This is a genomic window from Peribacillus sp. V2I11, assembly GCF_030817135.1.
GTDB lineage: Bacteria > Bacillota > Bacilli > Bacillales > DSM-1321 > Peribacillus > Peribacillus simplex.
In genome coordinates, this window is record NZ_JAUSYW010000001.1 from 4,272,351 (window position 1) to 4,294,081 (window position 21,731).

Annotated in this window: 17 protein-coding genes and 1 pseudogene; 16 read left to right on the plus strand and 2 right to left on the minus strand. The window is 41.9% G+C overall.

The annotated features are described in order from the left end of the window. Positions 1-8 precede the first annotated feature (8 nt). The 5 genes from QFZ73_RS20915 to QFZ73_RS20935 all read left to right on the plus strand — a co-directional run bounded on the left by QFZ73_RS20915 (position 9) and on the right by QFZ73_RS20935 (position 7,485). A complete protein-coding gene (locus tag QFZ73_RS20915) occupies positions 9-1,292 on the plus strand; it encodes a dihydrolipoamide acetyltransferase family protein (protein ID WP_307270249.1) in 1,284 nt (427 codons plus the stop codon). Positions 1,293-1,637: 345 nt separating this feature from the next. Further along, a complete protein-coding gene (locus QFZ73_RS20920; protein ID WP_307270252.1) occupies positions 1,638-3,515 on the plus strand; it encodes a methylmalonyl-CoA mutase family protein in 1,878 nt (625 codons plus the stop codon). 1 nt (position 3,516) lies between these two features. Beyond that, complete coding sequence (scpA, locus tag QFZ73_RS20925) at positions 3,517-5,709, plus strand: methylmalonyl-CoA mutase (RefSeq protein WP_251434880.1); 2,193 nt, start codon at positions 3,517-3,519, stop codon at positions 5,707-5,709. Beyond that, positions 5,709-6,836, plus strand: coding sequence for a methylmalonyl Co-A mutase-associated GTPase MeaB (gene meaB / locus QFZ73_RS20930; protein ID WP_307270257.1), 1,128 nt, complete (start codon positions 5,709-5,711; stop codon positions 6,834-6,836). Before scpA ends, meaB begins: the two co-directional genes overlap by 1 nt. Before the next feature lie 211 nt (positions 6,837-7,047). Then, on the plus strand, positions 7,048-7,485 hold the full coding sequence (locus tag QFZ73_RS20935; RefSeq protein WP_034308239.1) for a BrxA/BrxB family bacilliredoxin: 438 nt from the start codon (positions 7,048-7,050) through the stop codon (positions 7,483-7,485). Between the two features lie 134 nt (positions 7,486-7,619). On the opposite strand, the gene QFZ73_RS20940 is transcribed toward QFZ73_RS20935, so the two are convergent. Continuing rightward, a complete protein-coding gene (locus QFZ73_RS20940; RefSeq protein ID WP_307270260.1) occupies positions 7,620-8,990 on the minus strand; it encodes an IS1182 family transposase in 1,371 nt (456 codons plus the stop codon). A 366-nt stretch (positions 8,991-9,356) separates the two neighbouring features. Between QFZ73_RS20940 and QFZ73_RS20945 the strand changes: the two genes are divergently transcribed. The 5 genes from QFZ73_RS20945 (at position 9,357) to QFZ73_RS20965 (ending at position 13,390) form a co-directional block, all read left to right on the plus strand. Further along, positions 9,357-10,160, plus strand: a complete 804-nt coding sequence (locus tag QFZ73_RS20945; RefSeq protein ID WP_483878194.1) for a transporter substrate-binding domain-containing protein — start codon at positions 9,357-9,359, stop codon at positions 10,158-10,160. Positions 10,161-10,287: 127 nt separating this feature from the next. Then, positions 10,288-10,947, plus strand: a complete 660-nt coding sequence (locus tag QFZ73_RS20950; RefSeq protein WP_207439437.1) for an amino acid ABC transporter permease — start codon at positions 10,288-10,290, stop codon at positions 10,945-10,947. Next, on the plus strand, positions 10,940-11,662 hold the full coding sequence (locus QFZ73_RS20955) for an amino acid ABC transporter ATP-binding protein (RefSeq protein ID WP_251434890.1): 723 nt from the start codon (positions 10,940-10,942) through the stop codon (positions 11,660-11,662). Before QFZ73_RS20950 ends, QFZ73_RS20955 begins: the two co-directional genes overlap by 8 nt. 190 nt (positions 11,663-11,852) lie before the next feature. Continuing rightward, the gene (locus QFZ73_RS20960) at positions 11,853-12,842 is read left to right on the plus strand and encodes an aromatic acid exporter family protein (RefSeq protein WP_307270269.1); all 990 of its coding nucleotides are present in this window, start codon (positions 11,853-11,855) and stop codon (positions 12,840-12,842) included. Positions 12,843-12,874: 32 nt separating this feature from the next. Further along, positions 12,875-13,390: a L,D-transpeptidase gene (locus QFZ73_RS20965; protein ID WP_307270272.1), complete on the plus strand. Its 516-nt coding sequence runs from the start codon at positions 12,875-12,877 to the stop codon at positions 13,388-13,390. Positions 13,391-13,431: 41 nt separating this feature from the next. Here the strand turns inward: QFZ73_RS20965 and prli42 are convergent, their stop codons facing one another. Then, entirely contained in the window at positions 13,432-13,527 is a 96-nt protein-coding gene (gene prli42, locus QFZ73_RS20970; RefSeq protein WP_156404416.1) for a stressosome-associated protein Prli42, read from the minus strand. A 167-nt stretch (positions 13,528-13,694) separates the two neighbouring features. Between prli42 and mce the strand changes: the two genes are divergently transcribed. From mce to QFZ73_RS21000, 6 genes and pseudogenes are all read left to right on the plus strand, one after another. Beyond that, positions 13,695-14,120 (plus strand): methylmalonyl-CoA epimerase, encoded by a 426-nt coding sequence (gene mce / locus QFZ73_RS20975; protein ID WP_307270279.1) that lies wholly within the window; start codon positions 13,695-13,697, stop codon positions 14,118-14,120. Further along, positions 14,117-15,667 carry an acyl-CoA carboxylase subunit beta gene (locus QFZ73_RS20980; RefSeq protein ID WP_251434898.1) on the plus strand — a complete coding sequence of 517 codons (1,551 nt, stop codon included), beginning with the start codon at positions 14,117-14,119 and terminating at the stop codon, positions 15,665-15,667. The genes mce and QFZ73_RS20980 overlap by 4 nt, the downstream gene beginning before the upstream one ends. Before the next feature lie 234 nt (positions 15,668-15,901). After that, on the plus strand, positions 15,902-17,023 hold the full coding sequence (locus QFZ73_RS20985) for a tripeptidase T (RefSeq protein ID WP_251434902.1): 1,122 nt from the start codon (positions 15,902-15,904) through the stop codon (positions 17,021-17,023). 560 nt (positions 17,024-17,583) lie between these two features. Continuing rightward, complete coding sequence (locus QFZ73_RS20990; RefSeq protein ID WP_251434905.1) at positions 17,584-18,858, plus strand: DNA polymerase IV; 1,275 nt, start codon at positions 17,584-17,586, stop codon at positions 18,856-18,858. Positions 18,859-18,900: 42 nt separating this feature from the next. After that, positions 18,901-20,313, plus strand: a complete 1,413-nt coding sequence (gene gndA, locus QFZ73_RS20995) for an NADP-dependent phosphogluconate dehydrogenase (protein WP_251434908.1) — start codon at positions 18,901-18,903, stop codon at positions 20,311-20,313. 212 nt (positions 20,314-20,525) lie between these two features. Beyond that, positions 20,526-21,682 (plus strand): annotated as a pseudogene (locus QFZ73_RS21000) (IS3 family transposase). Positions 21,683-21,731 lie beyond the last annotated feature (49 nt).

The following is a 21,731-nucleotide window of genomic DNA, read 5'->3' on the forward strand; positions in this document are numbered from 1 at the left end:
AAAGAATAATGGCTATGGAATTAATGAAGATGCCTCAACTAGGCGAAAGTGTCACAGAGGGAACCATCAGTAAATGGCTTGTAAAGCCTGGGGATCATGTCACGAAATACGACCCGCTAGCTGAAGTGATGACGGATAAAGTAAATGCTGAGGTTCCTTCTTCCTTCACCGGCATCATCAAGGAATTGAGAGCGGATGAGAATCAAACATTGGCAGTCGGGGAAGTCATTTGCTCGATTGAAGTTGAAATGGCAAAGACGGATAACGAAAATGCTGGGCAAGTTTCTCATAGTGAGGAAAATGGTGAGGCACCCGTTACAAGAGATGTGCAGCAAGCGGCCGAACCATCAAGGAAAGCTCGCTATTCGCCAGCTGTGTTAAAACTTTCCCAGGAGCATGGAATCGATCTTTCAAAAGTTAAAGGAACGGGGAATGAGGGACGGATCACCCGTAAAGATTTACTGAAACTTGTTGAATCAGGGGAACTTCCTAAGGCGGATGAGCCTTCCGCAATATCCGATTCGGCTCCTGAAGCGATTGCTCCTCAAGTTAATCGTCAAACCAGTCCAGTAATAAACGTGCCTACTGCGGCTGGTGACAAGGAAATACCCGTTACCGGCATCCGAAAGGCAATTGCGTCCAATATGTTGAAAAGTAAGCACGAAATTCCACATGCCTGGACGATGGTGGAAGTTGACGCAAGCAATATGGTGAAGTTGCGTGATAATCTAAAATCCGACTTTAAACTAAAAGAAGGCTATAATTTAACGTACTTTGCCTTTTTCGTAAAAGCGGTTGCTCAAGCCCTTACGGAATTTCCAGAGCTCAATTCGATGTGGGCAGGCGAAAAAATCATACAAAAGAAAGAAATCAATATATCAATAGCCGTTGCAACTGAAGACGCCTTATTTGTCCCGGTCATTAAAAATGCGGATGAGAAATCAATCAAAGGTATAGCACGGGAGATACAGGAACTCGCATCCAAAGTGAAGGCGGGTAAGTTAAAAGCAGAGGATATGCAAGGTGGTACGTTCACTGTTAATAACACTGGTTCATTCGGTTCTGTCCAGTCCATGGGAATCATCAATTACCCACAAGCGGCCATTTTACAAGTTGAAACGATTGTAAAACGCCCAGTGGTCATAAATGACATGATTGCAGTACGAGATATGGTGAATCTCTGTTTATCACTTGATCATCGTGTTTTGGACGGACTGGTATGCGGCCGATTCCTCGCGAGGGTTAAAGAAATCATCGAAAAGATTTCCAAAGATAACACTTCCATATACTAAAATGAAGAAAAGGAAGGCCGATAGGTCCTTCCTTTTTGTTTTGCACTTCACTTTTCCATAGAAAAACATCGACAAAAATTTTATTTTTGCTATTATTTTATTAAGAGCTGTTCTAATACAGACCAGGGGCTGTACTTGATTTATAAAGAGGCTAGTGGTTTCCCTAATAACAGATTTTCTAATTTCTATTGTCTTAATTTTCAAGAAAATTATGGTAGAATGTTAGTATAATCCAGATCAAATTGACGGGAGGGTGGTTTTCTTATCCAAAACTGACTGAGCGTTCGTTCTCCCAATGGAAGGACAGGGCGCATGAGGCGGCAGAAGATAAGAAAGCGATTACAGATGGAACTGAAAGAAGTAAAAAACATAACCTTTCCTAAGCCTTCTTTTGAAGAGTGGAAAGAAGCTGCGGAAGCAAGTTTAAAAGGGAAAAGTGTAGAAAAATTAAAAACGGATACATATGAGGACATCACTTTATATCCGCTCTATACAGAAAAGGCGGATTCGACGGAAAAAGTGGCTGAATTGCCAGGATTCTTCCCTTTCACCAGAGGAACCTCCCCAACGGGTTATCATGAAAAACCTTGGCTTGTCGTTCAACCTGTAAGCGGTATCACGGCTGAAGAAGCAAATGAAAAGATGAAGGCTTCATTCAAGCGCGGGCAAAATGTCGTGGCATACCCTGCACGATTGCTTTTCGAGGGAGCAAGGGCTGAAAAATTGTTTAAGGATATCCCATTAAAAGAAATCCCGGTTTTCATTGACCTTAAGGGGAAACAAAAAGGATTATTCCCTCAATTCAATGCTGTTGCCGAAGCGCAAAATACCCAATTGACAGGCGTTATTGCTGAAGATCCCATTGCAGAATGGCTCATTTGCGGTCAGCTGCCAGAAGATACGGACAACTATTTTGCAGACTGGCTGAAGACGATCCAAGATTATCAGAAGGTAGGCAGGGATTTAAAGACTGTTTTGATTAATACGGCAGTTTATCATAATGGAGGAGCTAATGCCGTACAAGAAATAGCGTACGGATTATCGGCAGCCGTCCAATATCTATTGGAAGGGCAAAAACAAGGGCATTCTATTGCTTCGGTTTCCGAAAAAATAGTTTTCTCTTTTGCTGTGGATTCCAATTACTTCATGTCCATCGCTAAACTGCGGGCTGCCAGAAGGCTTTGGGCAGGTCTTGCAGAAGCTTTCGATACAGCATCGGACCATTTTAAAATGGCGATACATGCCGTTACTTCCGAGTTGACAGAAACGCTATATGATCAGCACGTCAATATTCTTCGGACCACAAACCAAGCTTTCGCCGCAGCTATTGGAGGCATTCAATATCTTCAAATTCATCCATTTACACACGCAACTGGTGAAACCGATGATTTTTCAGAAAGAATTGCCCGTAATACTCACTTGATTTTAAAAGAAGAAACAAATATCACAACAGTGATCGATCCTGCCGGCGGTTCATGGTATGTTGAGCAATTAACGGATGAATTGGCTGAAAAGGCTTGGGCGAAATTCCTTGGAATCGATGTAGCTGGAGGGATATTAGAGCTAATTAAACAAGGCACCCTTCAGAAAGAAATAGCTGAAGTTTACCACGGAAGAGTTCAAAATGCGGCATTCAGAAAAGAAAGTATCATCGGAACGAATGTATATCCGAATCCCGCTGATAAGATTAAAACCCCGACACAGGATAACCATGTGTCATATATGAAAGTCGAGAAGCCCGTTGGCATTACCCCACTTGCCAGGAATCGGGTATCCATTCATTTTGAACAGATAAGACTTCGCAGTGAAAAGTATAAAGAAATAAGTGGAACGGCCCCAACTATTGGTTTGATTAATTTGAATAATCTTAAATCCTATAAACCTCGTGCAGATTTCGTTAAAAGTCTTGCTGCAGCAGGTGGTATTGAAACAATCGGCAGTAAGGGGTGTCAAACCGTCGAGGAAGCAGTCGATTATGTTGCTGCGACCAAGCTCCCTATTTATTGTGTCTGCGGCAGTGATGGTGACTACTCGGAATTAGCGCCAATCACCATTAAAGAAATTAAAAAACAATTCCCTGAAATCACTATTTATTGTGCCGGCAAGCAGCAAGAAGAATTGGAGTTTAAACTAAATGAAACCGGAGTCCAAGATTTTATCCATGTTAAAACGAATGCAATAGCCATTTTATTGGAATTATTGCAGAAGCTGGGGGTGAACTGAAATGAAAAAACCGAATTTTTCTGCTATAAATCCTGCTAAGCCTGAGATTAAAGGTACGGTGGAAGCATGGAAAAAGGAAGCCGAAAAAGCAGTTGGGAAAAACATTGAGGATCTTCTGTTTGAAACCAATGAACAAATAAAAATCAAACCGCTTTATATTGAGGAAGATAATCGTGACTTGGAGCATATGGAAAGTGTGCCAGGGATCGCTCCTTTCACAAGAGGGCCCTATCCTTCGATGTATGTCAATCGTCCTTGGACGGTACGTCAGTATGCAGGTTTTTCGACTGCTGAGGAATCCAATGCATTTTACAGACGTAACCTGGCGATGGGGCAAAAAGGGCTCTCAGTTGCCTTTGATTTAGCTACACACCGCGGTTATGACTCCGATCATCCACGCGTTGTCGGTGATGTGGGGAAGGCGGGAGTTGCCATTGATTCCATTCTTGACATGAAAATCTTGTTCGACGGCATTCCGCTTGATCAGATGTCCGTGTCAATGACGATGAACGGTGCTGTATTACCCATCCTAGCATTTTATATCGTGACAGCTGAAGAACAGGGCGTAACACAGGATAAGCTTTCAGGCACGATTCAAAATGACATCTTAAAGGAATACATGGTTCGGAATACGTATATTTACCCACCTGAAATGTCCATGAAAATCATAGCTGATATATTCGAATATACATCCAAATATATGCCCAAGTTCAATTCCATTTCCATCTCCGGTTATCATCTGCAAGAAGCTGGGGCGCCGGCTGATATCGAACTTGCCTATACGTTGGCGGATGGGCTTGAGTATGCACGTACCGGAATGAAAGCAGGTATTGATATCGATAAATTTGCACCACGCCTGTCATTCTTCTGGGCTGTAGGAATGAACTATTTCATGGAAGTGGCGAAAATGAGGGCGGCTCGTTTCATTTGGTCAAAACTGATGAAACAATTCGAACCGAAAAATAATAAAGCGATGGCATTGAGGACTCATTCCCAAACCTCCGGCTGGAGCCTCTCCGAGCAGGATCCGTTTAACAATGTCGCAAGGACCCTTATAGAAGCTCATGCAGCTGCACTTGGGCATACACAGTCCCTGCATACGAACGCATTGGATGAGGCCATTGCCCTGCCAACGGATTTCTCTGCACGCATTGCACGTAACACACAGCTATATCTGCAGGAGGAAACCGGGATCACAAAAGTAATCGATCCATGGGCGGGTTCATACTATGTAGAATCGCTCACAAATGAATTGATCGAACGGGCTTGGGCTCACATAGAAGAAATCGAAGGTCTTGGAGGAATGGCGAAGGCAATTGAAACCGGACTTCCAAAAATGAGGATCGAGGAAGCGGCTGCAAAGCGTCAGGCTAAAATCGATTCCCAAGATGAAACGATCGTTGGCGTCAATAAGTATCGTTTGAAAAAAGAAGATCCGATTGAAATACTGGAGATTGATAATACAGCAGTTCGCGAAAGTCAGCTTAAGCGTTTGAGCGAATTAAAAGCGAAACGTGATCAGGCAAAGGTGGATGAAGCTCTTCAAGCGCTATCCATCGCTGCCAAAACTGGCGAAGGTAACCTTCTTGAACTGGCTGTGCAAGCTGCAAGAGTACGGGCTTCATTAGGTGAAATCTCCGATGCGATCGAAGAGGTGGCTGGACGTCACAAAGCAACGATCCGTTCTATCAGCGGCGTATATAGCTCGGCATACTCAAAAGAAGCGGAAATTGAGGAAGTCGTCCGCATGACGGAAGAGTTCCTTGAAAATGAAGGAAGAAGACCGCGTTTGTTAATGGCTAAAATGGGTCAGGACGGTCATGATCGTGGAGCTAAAGTAGTAGGGACGGGGTTTGCGGATTTAGGCTATGATGTCGATATCGGTCCATTATTCCAAACACCGAAAGAAACTGCCATCCAGGCCGTGGAAAATGATGTGCATGTAGTCGGAATGAGTTCGCTTGCTGCCGGTCATAAAACATTGTTGCCGCAGCTTATGGCGGAACTGAAGAACTTGGGCCGTGAGGACATTATAGTGATCGTAGGCGGCGTCATCCCTGCACAGGATTATGAGTACCTAATGGAAAATGGCGCTACAGCCATTTTTGGACCTGGTACGGTCATTCCACAGGCAGCAAAGAAAGTGCTTCAGGAAATATACAATCGCCTCGGATATGAGGAAGTGGCCCAATAATGAGTGAAGACAAGAAGCCCGAATGGGTCGATCTTAACAATCAGAAAGGTTTTGCTTCTTCATTAAAGCCAGGTGTGGAATTAGCAGCAAGCCATAATAAACCTTCAAAAAGTAAATTCGTCAAAAAACATAATGTAAACATACCGGTCCATGAACTTAAAGAGGGAATCATAAAAGGGGACAGGGCCAAGCTAGCTAAAGGTATTACATTGGTTGAAAGCAATGCATCCCAACACTTAGATCATGCACAGGAATTATTGCATGCCATCCTACCTCATGCAGGGAACTCGATTCGCATCGGGATTTCCGGAGTGCCCGGTGCCGGAAAAAGTACCTTCATCGAGACGTTCGGAACCTTCTTATGTGACAAGGGCCATAAGGTTGCTGTTCTAGCAGTCGATCCAAGCTCTTCGATCAATGGCGGAAGTATACTAGGCGATAAGACAAGGATGGAGGAGCTGGCAAAAAACCCCCATGCCTTCATAAGACCCTCACCATCCGAAGGCACTCTAGGAGGAGTTCACCGCAAAACGAGGGAAACGATGTTGCTTTGTGAAGCGGCAGGATTTGATGTGATACTGATAGAGACTGTCGGGGTCGGTCAGAGTGAGGCTATAGTCAGAAGTATGGTCGACTTCTTCATGCTCCTTGTCCTTACAGGTGCCGGAGATGAATTACAAGGGATGAAAAAAGGGATTCTGGAACTTGTGGACGGAATTGTGGTCAATAAAGCCGATGGAGAGAACATTCCGCTGGCGATTAGGACGAAGTCCGAATATAGCAGAATCTTGCACTTCCTTCGGCCAGCAACAAAGGGATGGGCGGGAAAGGCATATACTTGTTCCGCCATAACCGGTAAAGGAATTCCTGAGCTTTGGGATGTATTGAATGAATTTTCCGATATGACCAAGGAATCGGGTGTTTTTCAAGAACGGCGAAGAATGCAATCTAAGGAATGGCTTTATTCATTGATGGATCACCAGCTTAAAACGATGTTTTATAAAAATGAAACCATCAAGAGTCTTCTCCCAATACTCGAAAATCAAGTGATGTCAGGGAATAAAACGGTCACTGCTGCTGTTAAGCAGGCCTTTCAATCTTTTACCGATACATTTAAGTCAAATTAAAAAAGAAATAGGATGGGGCATGCGAGGATTGTCTCCCAAGCATGCCCCATCCTTTTGTAAGTCTTGTTGTTACACACATGATTCCCGCTTCCCTTTCGTTTTAAACATGTTCGGAAATGGTTTATGCGGTTTTAACAGGTAAATTTATTGAATCACGAAGTGGCAATTGTTATGATAGGATTGAAGAGAAAACTTGGAAGGAGCAAATGCCATGAATATGGATTTTAATTTTTTAATGAACGACGTAGTCAAACAGGCTCGCGATGAGATAAAGACTGCTGGATATACAGAATTGACTACTCCCGAGGAAGTAGAGGAAGTATTTGCACAAAAAGGAACGACACTTGTTATGGTAAACTCCGTTTGTGGCTGCGCTGGGGGAATAGCTAGACCTGCAGCGGCTCATGCAATCCATAATGATAAACGCCCAGATCAGCTTGTAACCGTGTTTGCTGGGCAAGATAAAGAGGCGACGGAGAAAGCCCGTGATTATTTCGAAGGGTATCCGCCGTCATCCCCATCATTTGCATTGCTGAAGGATGGAAAAATCATCACCATGATAGAGCGCCATGAAATTGAAGGGCACCATCCGATGTCTGTAGTAGAAAAATTACAAGACTACTTCGATCAATATTGCGAAGAAGTGTAACCTAAAGCGATAAATAAAAAAACCCGCCCATTCGGGGCTGTTGACAAAATGGGGAAGAGCTTTTGCTCCTTCCCCATTTTGATTTTTATCGTTAATTGCTTGTTTATTGATTATTCTTCTTCATTTTTTTGTAGCTAGTTCATTACTTTTACCATTCGTTTTAAGTTTAAGGCCAACGCCGAAAAGAGGCATTGTTCATGGATTTTTTGAATGCCCCTCTTATATGTCTTATATAAATTGTGCTTTATTTTCATGGTGCCAAATGAGCCTTCACACCAGACTCTTCTTAGTTTTTGAACCAGTTTGTAATCACTTGTTTTTGTCCTTTTCATGTTTTCTTCTAATAGTTCATGGGCGATGGGGCGTGATATGGTTCTTTTAGTCGCTGTTTTCCCGAAGCATTCCACTCTGAAAGGACAGACTTTACAGTCTTGGGTTTTTGCCGAATAGGTCTTGTAATTTGTTTCGCCCTTTCTCATTAAATGTGTAAAGGCTAGTTCCTTCTTATTTTGACATAGGTATATATCGTTTTCGCTATTATAAGTGAACTCCCGATGCGAGGTTGTCTTAAACGCCGAATCATACTGAGTGGGACTGATATACCCCGTTATGCCTAATTTTTTTAATCCATGGTGAATAGGCGTTGTATCGTATCCACGATCCGCCCCTACATTCTTAATATTTAAATGAAACTTCTCTTTTATCACTTTCAAGCGTTCTACGTAAGGTTCGCAGTCATTTACATTTCCTGCACTCGGATGAATATCTATTATGATTCCGTTTTGGGTATCAATGCTGGTATGAGCCAAATAGTGGGGACCTGATGGTTTCCCGGGTCGATTTAATAACCCTGAATCAGGATCGGTTTTAGAGACGGACACTATTTTTGTAGTAGACTCTTTCGGTTTTCTCCCAGCCTTTTTTCGGCCAACGTTTTCTCTTTTCTCCTGCAGTTCTTTTTCAAGCTTCTTTGCCTCTTCTTCAAGAGTATTTAAATACTGGGAAGGAGTCTTCTCAACCTCAACCTTTTTCACCTGATCCTTAGAAGCACTGGCTTTTATATGGGTAGAATCTGTCACAATGGTTTCCCCTGTGACCAATCCTTTTTCAATGCATAGTGAAACAATGTGATCGAAGATTTCTTGGAATACGGCACTGTCTTTGAACCGTCTTCGACGATTTTGACTAAAAATAGAGTGGTCGGGAATTCGATCAGTTAGATCAAGTCCTAAAAACCATCTATAAGCAAGATTTAAATGAACCTCCTGTTCAAGTTCGCGTTCTGAGTCAATATTAAAAAGATAGCCGATAAGCAACATCTTGAAAAGGAGGACGGGATCCAAAGACTTCCGGCCCAGTTTCGAATAAAAACTTTCCATTTTAACGTATATAAAAGAGAAGTCAATTCTCTCCAATATTAAGCGGAGAATATGATTAGTAGGAACAAAATCGTTCAAATCAATAAACTCCATTTTGCTTTGGTACTCATCATTGCGTCCCATCATAGAAATCCCTCCAATAAAAAACCTGCATAGAATAAATTCTATACAGGTTTCAGAAATTCCTTTTAGATTGTCAACAGCCCCCATTCGGCGGGTTTTTTTATTCATGAAATTGCATAAGTCAGGAACATTTGGGAAAGAAGATAGATAAGGATGTCGATATATTCCTTTTGGTGAAAAAGCGCGAATCTTAGAAATAAAATTATAGCAATATTCTGAAAAATGAATCTATTATTTACGTTATTGAATAATTATTAGAGTGTGTTAAAATACACATTAGTGTATGAATATTAGTTATTCAAAATTTAACTAAACTAAAATTAATAACAAGAGAATTGAAAATATCATTTTGGAGGAATAATAATGAAGTTGAAAAAGCAGTTAGCATTTTTGCTTACTTCTGTTTTATTGGTAGGTATTTTAGCGGCATGCGGAACATCAGAGAAAGAAGATAAGAACACAGCTGACAAAGAAGACAAAAAGGTACTGGTAATGGGAACATCTGCGGATTATCCGCCATTTGAATTTGTTGAAACATCTAAAAGTGATGAAATCAAAGGTTTTGACATTGATATCGCTAAAGCAATCGGAAAAAAATTGGGTTATGAGGTCCAAGTGAAGGACATTGACTTTAATAGTCTTGTGCCTGCTCTGGAGAATAAATCGGTCGATTTCGTTATCTCTGGAATGACTCCAACAGAAAAACGTGAGCAATCAGTCGATTTCAGTGATATTTACTATACAGCTAAAAACATGATCGTCACGACAAAGGACAGTAAAATCAAAACTGTTGAAGATTTAAAAGGGAAAACGGTAGGCGTACAGCTTGCATCCATTCAGGAGACATTGGCAAATGACTTGAATAAATCCCAAGATATCGGGATGAAAGTTGAAAAACGGAATCGTATTCCTGAGGTTGTTCAAGAAATGTCAACAGGACGTTTTGATGCCGTGATCATGGAAGATACTGTGGCAAAAGGCTACTTGAATGATAATAAAGAATTGGTGGGCCATGTGATCGAGTCCGGTGAACAAGATGCCGGTTCGGCAATCGCTTTCCAAAAAGGAAGCAAGTTAACTGAAGAATTCAATACCGAGTTGAAAAAAATGTTAGAGAATGGTGAAATGGAAAAATTAATAATAAAATGGTTCGGTGGCAGTGAAACTGAATAATACAGAGATGAAAAGCGTTCAGAAGAGCTTAGTTGCCTTCTGAACGTTTTTCCGCGCTTTATTGTTAGTAAAATGAAGCAGGAGGAAGGACCTAAGAAAACGGCCTTCATAAGAGAGGATGAATGGAGTGAATCTGGAATTTGAAAGGATTATGCCTTCCCTTCCATATATCCTGGAGGGAATACCGACTACATTAAAGGTTGTAGCGGTAGCGGCAGTAATCGGATTTGTTTTGGGAATATTATTATCTATACTAAAAATCAGCAGAATCAAGCCCTTAAATTGGATTGCTGACTTTTATACATCCATTTTTCGCGGTACCCCTTTGGTGCTGCAATTAATGCTTATTTATTTTGGTTCACCACAAATATTAGGGATTCAAATCGAAGCGTTCCAAGCAGCATTTTTAGCATTCGGGCTAAATTCAGCGGCATACATCTCTGAAATTATCAGGGGAGGCATTTTAGCTGTCGATAAAGGACAACGAGAGGCTTCGCTTGCCCTTGGGGTTCCCTATTCAGGGATGATGCTTAATATTATCCTTCCGCAGGCCATCAAGAATATCCTGCCGTCCCTTGTGAACGAATTGATTTCCTTAACGAAGGAATCAGCCGTTGTCACAATTATTGGATTAGGGGATATCATGCGCCGTTCTTATATTGTCGGCGGTGAGACATATAAATTCTTCGAGCCGATATTATTTGCCGGCCTCATTTATTATGTGATGGTCATGGTTCTCACCATCTTAGGCAAGGTGATTGAAAGGAGAATGAGACGCAGTGATTAAAATTGATGGACTCAAAAAAAATTATGGTAAGCTCGAGGTATTAAAAGGAATCAGCACCGAGATAGGGCAGGGTGAAGTGCTAGCGATCATCGGTCCATCCGGTTCGGGAAAATCAACTTTCTTACGCTGCATCAATATGCTTGAAACTCCAACTGATGGTCAAATCAGGTTTAAAGATCAAATCATCACTGAAAAAAAGACCAATATCATGAAAGTGCGTGAAAATGTCGGAATGGTATTTCAGCATTTTCATTTATTTCCTCATAAAACAGTACTGGAGAATCTGACATATGCACCTATGAAGGTGAAAAAATTATCAAAGGCTGAGGCTGTAAAACAAGCTCGTGAGCTCTTGAATAAAGTCGGTTTGGCCGATAAAGAATCGGCTTATCCGAATCGTCTGTCAGGCGGGCAAAAACAAAGGGTCGCGATTGCACGGGCATTGGCAATGAACCCGGAAGTAATGCTTTTCGATGAGCCCACTTCAGCGCTTGATCCTGAGATGGTAAAAGAAGTGCTCGAGGTTATGAAGTCACTGGCACATACAGGGATGACCATGCTGATCGTAACGCATGAAATGGGATTTGCAAAAGAAGTGGCCGATCGAGTACTATTCCTGGACGGGGGTCTGCTCGTTGAGGAAAGTGCTCCGGAAGAATTCTTTTCCAATCCAAAAAGCCAGCGTGCAAAAGACTTCTTGGAAAAAGTTTTATAACTAAAGCGAATAGTATATAATTGTGAAAAAAGGTAACGTTTAGGTTACCTTTTTTATTTTTTTCCTATAATGTAATTTTGCGTGAATGTATTTAGAAAAATTGGAAATTTAACTCGCAAAGGACTGTGAAAATATCTGATTTCCTGATAGTATTATAATAGATAGAGAAAGAGCCAGGTGATACATAACAATGTTTAAAATCGGATACAGGACGATTAAAACTGCTTTGGGGGCCACCCTGGCAATTATTATTGCACAAATGCTTAATCTCGAATATTTCTCTGCTGCGGGAATCATTGCGATCTTATGCATTCAAGTTACAAAAAAGAAGTCGGTGTATGCCTCCTGGCACCGGTTTTTAGCTTGTTTGATCGCAATGGCCTATGCATCCCTATCGTTTCAGTTCATCGCATTTCATCCGCTGATAATAGGTTTGATCCTCTTGATTTTCATTCCAACGACAGTTGCCTTGAAGATTAATGAGGGGATTGTGACGAGCAGCGTCATCATCATGCACCTATACGGGTCGGGTGACATCACTTTTTCCCTGCTGATCAATGAAACGATATTAATTGCAGTTGGAGTTGGAGTGGCACTTGTCATGAATCTGTACATGCCCAGTGTCGATGACAAACTGCTGGCCTATCAGGAAAGTATCGAAACGAACTTTAGTGCGATCTTGATGGGAATTGTCCGCTACTTAAGGGATAATGATCACACATGGGATGGTAAGGAAATCACCGAAACAGCCAATCTTCTTAATCAAGCCAAAAGCCTTGCCTTCAGGGATGTGGAAAATCATTTTTTAAGGGAAGAAGACCTGTATTACCATTATTTCAAAATGCGTGAAAAGCAATTTGAAATAATTGAACGAATTCTTCCCCTGGTCACGAATATTCCGTTGGTCGTCAAGCAAAGCGGGATAGTGGCTGATTTTATAGAAGATTTGGCAGAAAACGTCCACCCGCAAAATACGGCTATCCTTTATCTGAAGAAGCTTGAAGAAATGGAGATTCATTTTAGGGGAATGGCACTGCCGCAGACACGGGAAGAGTTCGAATCTAGGGCCGCATTACTGCAGCTCATGAAGGAAATGGAGCGCTATTTATTGTTGAAGCATTCCTTCAAGGGATTACCCAAGCTAAACAGCAACCGAATGAAAAAGAGGGACTTGGCTTAAACTAAGCAAAAAAGTAAAAGGAATTGATACAAATGAAATGGATCCTTTCTTTGTTGCTTATGCTTTCTTTGTGGCCGTTGCAGGTACAAGCCCAACCTCAATCGGTTAAGCCTGGCAATCCGTTTATCATCATCAATAAAGCCAACAATAAATTGGCGTTCATTGATGATAACGAGGTCAAGGAGATTCTGCCGGTCGGTACGGGAAAGAGTCAGGAACTGACACCCGAAGGGATTTTCACGGTCAAAGTAAAAGCGGTCAATCCATATTACCGGAAAAAAAATATTCCTGGCGGCGATCCCAGGAACCCTCTGGGGTCGCGGTGGATTGGATTCGATGCACGAAATACCGATGGGAGGATTTACGGCATACATGGTACGAATCAGCCATCATCAATTGGTAAATATATTTCAAATGGCTGTGTACGGATGCATAAATCCGATATAGAGCGTTTGTACGAAAAAGTCCCCATCGGCACTAAGGTGTTGATCACCATATCGAACGAGGATTTCAAAACGTTGGCAAAGAAAAACGGAGCGATAAAATAAGGAGAGGGAAGCTTTTGCTCCCCTCCCCATTACGGTGTCTATTACAGAAGAAATGCGATACCTGATAATAAGCTCATTAATAACATTGAGATAAGCATTAAATACACGACGATCTTTCTGATTTTCTTGTTTCCCATATGCTCTCTCCCTTAATACAGTTTAATTGATTTTATTTTAACTTGAACATTTAGTAGAAACAAGTAAAAGTATAATGTTCATATTATTCCGAATCTTAAAAGGCTTTAATGCAAGATTACTAGTATTTTAATGGAGTCATCCAATAATACATAGCATGGGGGTTTTTATGATGATTAAAAATATTGATCATATCGGAATTGCCGTCAAGTCACTAGATGAAGCCTTGCCACTTTACACGGAAACGTTGAAATTGAAACTTGAAGGAATCGAGACAGTGGAGAGCCAAGGAGTGAAAGTGGCCTTCATCTTGGCAGGCAATACCCGTTTGGAGTTGTTGGAAGCGTTGTCACCTGCAAGCCCAATCGCCAAATTCATCGAAAAACGCGGTGAAGGGATTCATCATGTGGCACTTGGCGTCGATGACATCGAAGATAGAATAAAAGAAATCAAAGAAGCTGGATTGCGCATGATTGATGATTCATCAAGAAAGGGAGCGCACAATGCGGATGTTGCTTTCGTTCATCCCAAGTCCACCGCGGGTGTATTATATGAGCTTTGTGAACAAGCCTTATCAAAGGAGGAGCAGGAATGACGGACATATATGATACGATCAATGACCTATATGACAGACGCCGCAAAGTGGAAATGGGCGGCGGTGAAGAAAGAATAGATAAGCAGCATGAAAAGGGCAAACTTACTGCAAGGGAAAGAATTGAACTTTTAGTTGATCCAGGTACTTTCATAGAGCTTAATCCTTTTATCAAACACCGTAATACCAATTTTGGCATGGAAAAGGAAGAAGGGCCGGGAGAAGGGGTCGTCACCGGTTACGGAAAGGTCAACGGCCGCGACATATATCTGTTTTCACAGGATTTTACTGTTTTTGGCGGTGCACTCGGTGAAATGCACGCTCTGAAAATTGCCAATGTTATGGATTTGGCAGCGGAAAATGGAGCCCCTTTCATAGGTTTGAACGATTCTGGTGGTGCGCGTATTCAAGAAGGCGTAGTTTCGCTTGACGGATATGGCCAAATATTTTACCGGAATTCCATTTATTCAGGGGTCATTCCACAGATCTCGGTTATTATGGGACCTTGTGCAGGCGGAGCCGTATATTCCCCAGCCATAACCGACTTTGTCTTCATGGTTGAAAAAACGAGCCAAATGTTCATAACAGGTCCTAAAGTCATTGAAACGGTTACGGGTGAAAAGATTTCATCTGAAGGATTGGGTGGAGCGACTGTACATAATACCATAAGCGGTAATGCCCATTTCAAGGGAGCCTCGGAGGAGCAAGTATTGGCGGACGTTAGACGTCTCCTGAGCTATCTTCCACAAAATAATGAAGAGAAGCCGCCGGTTTTGGAAGCCGACGATGAAGATGACTACCGTCCGGACTTAACGGATGTAGTCCCTTATGAAGGAATCCGTCCATATGATGTTCGGAAAGTATTGAAGCAGGTTGTCGATGAGGATTCCTTTATGGAAGTTCAAGAGGGCTTTGCGAAAAATATAGTGGTCGGCTTGGCACGGATCAAAGGGAAATCAGTGGGGCTTGTCTGTAACCAGCCAAAGGTGTTGGCAGGGGGACTTGATATTGATTCATCAGATAAGGCTGCCCGTTTTATTCGTTTCTGTGACTCGTTTAACATTCCGCTAATTACGTTTGAAGACGTTTCAGGGTTTTTCCCGGGTGTCAAACAAGAACATGGCGGAATCATTCGCCACGGTGCAAAGCTGCTATACGCTTATTCGGAAGCAACAGTACCAAAATTGACGATCATTCTGCGTAAAGCTTACGGGGGGGCTTACGTGGCTCTTAATAGTAAATCCATCGGTGCCGATCTTACGTTTGCATGGCCGAATGCTGAAATCGCGGTAATGGGTTCTGCTGGAGCGGCAAATATCATCTTTGCCCGTGAAATTCAAAATAGCGAAAATCCGGAAGAGACACGTGCAGCAAAAATTGAAGAATACCGTGAGAAGTTCGCCAATCCATATGTTGCCGCAAGTCTTGGAATGGTGGATGATGTTATTGATCCCCGTGAAACCAGGATTAAGATCATTCAATCTCTTGATATGCTGCGCAACAAAAAAGAAACTAGACCATGGAAAAAACATGGAAATATCCCGTTGTGATCCAACATTGCAAGGAGCCCAAACTATCTGTTTTGGGCTCTTTCCCATACTGGGGAAAATATCATATTAAAGAAAATCATTTGTAAGTCATCATTCACCTTTTTAAAACGGCCTTCTGGCAGGGAAATGATCGGCATGCTTTTTTAAGCTGGGTCTTCCTTTTCACATTATTTGCCGGGGCGCCGCTTTTAGAAGTATAATTAAAGAGGAAAACTTTTTTGGAGGTTTTATTTTATGATTAATGAAGAACGTTTAGTTAATGAATTTATGGAATTGGTGCAGATTGATTCCGAAACGAAAAATGAAGCAGCCATCGCCAAAGTGCTGAAAGAAAAATTCGGGGCACTGGGTGTAGAGGTTTTTGAAGATGATACAACAGCAGTTACCGGTCATGGTGCAGGGAATTTAGTATGTACTTTAAAAGGAATGAAAGAAGGCGTAGATACCATTTATTTCACCTCCCATATGGATACGGTTATACCTGGGAACGGAATCAAGCCTTCCATCAAAGATGGATACATAGTGTCAGACGGAACGACCATTTTAGGGGCGGATGACAAAGCTGGATTAGCGGTCATGTTAGAAACGCTTAAAGTGTTAAAAGAACAGAATATCGAACATGGTACAATCGAATTCATCATTACAGTCGGTGAAGAATCTGGCTTGGTTGGGGCAAAGGCATTGGATCGCTCCCTTGTAACGGCTAAATTCGGTTTTGCTCTTGATAGTGATGGAAAAGTGGGCAATGTGGTTGTTGCTGCACCTACTCAAGCGAAAGTGTCTGCAACCATTTTAGGCAAGACTGCTCACGCTGGTGTCGCTCCTGAAAAAGGCGTTTCGGCCATTACGATCGCTTCCAAAGCAATCTCTAGAATGCCATTAGGAAGAATCGACGAGGAAACGACAGCAAATATCGGACGTTTCCAGGGTGGACAGCAAACCAATATTGTTTGTGACCATGTTGAAATCCTTGCAGAAGCAAGATCCTTGATTCCTGAAAAAATGGAAATACAGGTAGCGAAAATGAAAGAGGCATTCGAGACTGCAGCCATTGAAATGGGCGGACGTGCTGAAGTTGAAGTTAACGTCATGTATCCTGGTTTTAAATATGGTGCTGGTGATCATGTAGTCGAAATCGCAAGAAAAGCAGCAGGGAAAATCGGCCGTCCATGCGAGCTGGTTAAAAGCGGCGGAGGAAGCGATGCGAATGTCATTGCGGGCTTTGGCATCCCTACTGTCAATCTCGCAGTGGGCTATGAAGATATCCATACTACGAATGAAAGAATTCCAGTTGAGGAATTAACCAAGCTAGCTGAAATGGTTGTCAGTATCATCAAAGAAGTATCAGGGGAATAATCACCCGTAATATGACAGGGAGATTGAGGGGAGTTTCCTGAGTAAATCAATAAAGGTTGTCGTATTTCTTGCAGAGGACGAGGAATATGACTTGCCGATTGAATACGTGTTTCCATAGAAAAACCTGATGCCTTGCTTTCCTGGGTTTCTTACAACCAGATAAATCGGCTCTCGGCAATGATGGTCAAATGCGGAATGCAATAAAGACGGATATCCCCTCCATCAAACCATTGTCCAGGAACCCTGAAATCCTTGATTTTTACCGAAATACCCTTTGAACGGTGTCTTATTAAGCTATCAAAAAACAAAATATATTCAAGGTGTTTCCGTTTGATTACTGATCATTGATCAGCAAAAAAACCCGTATATATTTGCCAAGGTGTTCAAAGTATTGAAGGAATATATGTACAGTCATCAATGACATGATGGCTGTTTTTCTTGGAGTGGAAGCATCTTTCACCGTGGTTACCAAAGATAAATAGGGTACCTTAATAGAAATGGTTTTTTATTGGCCCTATTATCCTGTGTTTTTTATTTTTACAAGGATGTGACGGTCAAACATGAACGACATGTATCCCAAAAATGGCAGGGTCATTCTCCATGTAGACATGAATAGTTTCTATGCTTCAGTGGAAATGTCATATGATGTTTCATTGAAAGGCAAACCGCTTGCCATTGCAGGCAATGTTGAAGAGAGAAGGGGCATAATCGTCACCTGCAGCTATGAGGCGAGGAAGTTCGGGGTTAAAACGGCCATGCCGATTTGGCAGGCGAAAAAACTATGTCCTCAATTAGTCATCCAGAAACCGAATTTCGAGCGTTATCGAAAGGCATCACTGGCTATTTTCGATGTTTTGAGGCAATATACAGAGATGGTTGAACCGGTTTCGATAGATGAGGGGTATCTGGATATTAGTGAATGCGCCGAATTGGGTTCGCCTTTAGATATAGCCAATAGCATCCAGGAAAGAATTTTTAATACGATGGATCTCCCTTGCAGCATCGGGATTGCCCCTAATAAATTTTTGGCCAAAACTGCTTCTGATATGAAGAAGCCCATGGGAATCACCGTATTAAGGAAACGTGACATTTCAGAAAAGCTCTGGCCTTTACAAGTGGGCCAAATGCATGGCATCGGGGATAAGACCTCGGAAAAGCTTCAAACCATCGGGATAATGACAATCAGGGACCTTGCACACGCCAATGATATTCAACTTAAACAGCTTCTTGGGATCAATGGCATCCGTTTGAAAGATAGGGCTAATGGAATCGATCCAAGGGTAGTGGATCCCGAAGCGATTTTTGAGCATAAGAGCATTGGGAACTCGACGACTCTTCCGCATGACTCCACCAATCAAAAAGAACTGATCGGTGTATTGGAAAAGCTTTCCGGGAAGGTAGCCGTCCGTTTGAGAAATAAACGCCTGCTTGGTCAAAAAATAGGTGTGACGATCCGTTACAAAGACCGCCGCACAATAACGAGAAGCAGAACGGTTCCTAATCCAGTTTTTGAAAAAAAGGATATTTTGGATGGAGCTATCGATCTCTTTATGAAAAATTGGAATGGGGAAGGAATCAGGCTTCTTGGTGTAACTGCCTATGATGTCATCGAAAAAGAGTCTGCCTTCAAGCAACTGGATATTTTCTCCTTTCAAGAGGATGCGGAAAAAGAACCTCTGTATGAAGCGATGGAACACTTGCAAAATAAGTACGGAGAAAATATTATTAAAAAGGGATTACCCTTGAAAAACCGTTCAATTGGAACAGACACTAGCTTCAGTAAAGATTTCTTTGAGCAATCCAGGAGGAATGATTCTTCTTTTGACAAAGAATAGCGTACAAGCTGTGTAAAGATATAGAGAAGGGAAAGATGAAACATGACAAAACAACAGATTGGCGTTATCGGACTAGCCGTAATGGGCAAGAACCTTGCATTTAATATTGAAAGCAGGGGATATTCAATTTCCGTGTATAATCGCTCAGGATCAAAAACGGACGAAATGATGAAGGAAGCGGAAGGCAAAAACGTAACGGCTGCATATACGCTTGAAGAATTCGTCAATTCTTTGGAAACACCACGCAAAATTTTATTGATGGTTAAAGCTGGAGCGGCTACAGATGCAACAATCGAGCAATTAAAACCGTTACTTGAAAAAGGTGATATCGTTATTGATGGGGGGAATACCTTCTTCAAGGACACTCAGCGCCGCAATGAGGAATTAAGCAAGCTTGGCATCCATTTCATCGGTACAGGCGTGTCAGGAGGGGAAGAAGGGGCTCTGACAGGTCCATCCATCATGCCTGGAGGTCAAAGAGAAGCATATGAACTGGTTGCACCGATCTTGAAGGATATTTCAGCTAAGGTCGATGGTGATGCTTGCTGCACGTATATCGGACCGGATGGGGCAGGTCATTATGTTAAAATGGTACATAATGGTATTGAATACGGGGACATGCAATTGATTTCCGAATCTTATTTCCTTCTGAAAAATCTCCTTGGACTATCTGCTGAAGAATTCCATGATGTCTTTACTGAATGGAATGAAGGGGAACTTGATAGCTATTTAATTGAAATCACTGCTGATATTTTCAAAAAATATGATGAAGAAACCGGCAAGCCAATGGTCGATGTCATTTTAGATAAAGCTGGCCAAAAGGGTACAGGGAAATGGACAAGTCAAAGTGCGCTTGATCTTGGTGTTCCGCTTCCAATCATTACGGAATCCGTATTCGCCCGGTTTATTTCAGCAATCAAGGACGAGCGTGTTGAAGCGAGTAAAATCCTTCGTGGTCCAAAAGCCGAATCATTTACAGGCGACAAAAAGGCTTTGATTGAAAATATCCGTAAAGCACTTTATATGAGCAAAATCTGTTCATATGCACAGGGATTTGCACAAATGAAAGCAGCATCAGAAGAAAATGACTGGAACTTGCAATATGGGGAAATCGCGATGATTTTCCGTGGCGGGTGTATCATTCGTGCACAATTCCTCCAAAAAATCAAGGAAGCGTACGATCGTGAAGCGAACTTGAACAACCTTCTTCTAGATCCTTACTTCCAAGGAATCGTCGAAAGCTATCAAGGAGCTTTACGTGAGGTAGTGTCAACGGCTGTGATGAACGGAATCCCGGTTCCTTGCTTGTCATCAGCACTTGCCTATTTCGACAGCTATCGTACAGAAACGCTGCCAGCTAACCTGATTCAAGCTCAGCGTGACTATTTTGGAGCTCATACTTATCAACGCAATGATAAAGAAGGAACGTTCCATACAGAATGGATGGAAAAATAAAAAGTTCAAGCCGGCTTAAAAGGGGATTCCCTTTTATACCGGCTTTTTTTGTTAAGGAATCCAGTTGTAATATTCACCATGTGAAGGACTCGAATGTACAGAAAAAAAGAGGGCGCTTCTACTTCTATGGTATTATCCCCTACAGGTAGACAGAGTAAAAAGAGAGCATGATAAAATGCTCTTAAACAGTCTATCTTGGAGGGGATTTTTCTATGGCAAAAAAGGGGCAAACCTTTCAAACATATACAGAAGAATTAAAGCGAGAAGTTGTTCGTTTGAAGTTGGAGGAAGGCTGGTCATATCGTCAGCTTCGTGAGCGATTTGGTATCAAAAGTGATGTGCAAATAGCGAATTGGGTAAAGAAAGTGCAAAATAATGAGCCTTTTGAAGACCAACGTGGTGTATGGAACCGTAAGAATTTTTCTAGTGTAGAAGAAGAAAATGCTTATCTGAAAGCGCAGGTGGACTATTTAAAAAAGCGCAATCCAAATCTACATGGGAAGGAATGGTCCTGAAAGCCGAAAGGTTTAAAGTGATTGATGGGTTGAGGAAAACACACCCACTCGCGTGGCTATTAAAAATCGGTGAAGTTTCAAGAGCTGGTTACTACAAATGGAGGAAAGACTCAGTCTAGACGTTCTCTGAGACTTGAGAAAAACCTATGGGTAAAAGAACATATATTAGCCATCCATAAGATACATCCATACTACGGATATAAACGGATGACCCGAGCTTTATTCAGAGAGGAATCGTTGTCAATCATAAGCGTGTTCGCCGATTGATGAGAGAATTGGGGGTTACATCTATTATTCGAAAGAAACGCCCTTTCTATGGTCGAAGAGGATCCGTTGTATTTAAAAATGTTTTAAACCGTGAGTTCTATGCAGAGTCCATGTTACAAAAGTTAGTAACAGATATAACCTATGTACGGATTGGAGACACGTTTGTCTACCTATCTGCCGTTTTAGATTTGTATAATAATGAAATTGTGGCATGGGAAGTTTCTACGCGAAACGATCTTGAATTGGTTCATAATACGTTAAATCAGTTAAGGGACAAGTCATTTGAAAAGGGTGCCCTTCTTCACTCTGATCAAGGATTCCAATATACGACGAAATCATACGAAAAGCAGGTAAAAGAACTCGGTATTGGAAGCCACTCTCGTCGTGGCAATTGTCATGATAACGCGTGTATAGAAAGTTTCTTCTCGCATATAAAAACAGAGAAGTTATATTTGGAACGCCCAAAAACAGCAGAGGAAGCTTATGTAGTTAATCAGGAGTATATAGAATTCTATAATACTGATCGCTTCCAAGAAAAATTTAACGGCCTTTCCCCGATTGAATATCGAGAAAAGGCCGCAGCTTAAAATACTCTTTTTTTATTGTCTACTTGACAGGGTTATGTGCACTATGCGC

Coding starts and splice junctions, on each gene's coding strand:
- QFZ73_RS20915 (WP_307270249.1), top strand. CDS start 9: ATGGCTATGGAATTAATGAAGATGCCTCAACTAGGCGAAAGTGTCACA.
- QFZ73_RS20920 (WP_307270252.1), top strand. CDS start 1,638: ATGGAACTGAAAGAAGTAAAAAACATAACCTTTCCTAAGCCTTCTTTT.
- scpA (WP_251434880.1), top strand. CDS start 3,517: ATGAAAAAACCGAATTTTTCTGCTATAAATCCTGCTAAGCCTGAGATT.
- meaB (WP_307270257.1), top strand. CDS start 5,709: ATGAGTGAAGACAAGAAGCCCGAATGGGTCGATCTTAACAATCAGAAA.
- QFZ73_RS20935 (WP_034308239.1), top strand. CDS start 7,048: ATGAATATGGATTTTAATTTTTTAATGAACGACGTAGTCAAACAGGCT.
- QFZ73_RS20940 (WP_307270260.1), bottom strand. CDS start 8,990: ATGATGGGACGCAATGATGAGTACCAAAGCAAAATGGAGTTTATTGAT.
- QFZ73_RS20960 (WP_307270269.1), top strand. CDS start 11,853: ATGTTTAAAATCGGATACAGGACGATTAAAACTGCTTTGGGGGCCACC.
- QFZ73_RS20965 (WP_307270272.1), top strand. CDS start 12,875: ATGAAATGGATCCTTTCTTTGTTGCTTATGCTTTCTTTGTGGCCGTTG.
- prli42 (WP_156404416.1), bottom strand. CDS start 13,527: ATGGGAAACAAGAAAATCAGAAAGATCGTCGTGTATTTAATGCTTATC.
- mce (WP_307270279.1), top strand. CDS start 13,695: ATGATGATTAAAAATATTGATCATATCGGAATTGCCGTCAAGTCACTA.
- QFZ73_RS20980 (WP_251434898.1), top strand. CDS start 14,117: ATGACGGACATATATGATACGATCAATGACCTATATGACAGACGCCGC.
- QFZ73_RS20985 (WP_251434902.1), top strand. CDS start 15,902: ATGATTAATGAAGAACGTTTAGTTAATGAATTTATGGAATTGGTGCAG.
- QFZ73_RS20990 (WP_251434905.1), top strand. CDS start 17,584: ATGAACGACATGTATCCCAAAAATGGCAGGGTCATTCTCCATGTAGAC.
- gndA (WP_251434908.1), top strand. CDS start 18,901: ATGACAAAACAACAGATTGGCGTTATCGGACTAGCCGTAATGGGCAAG.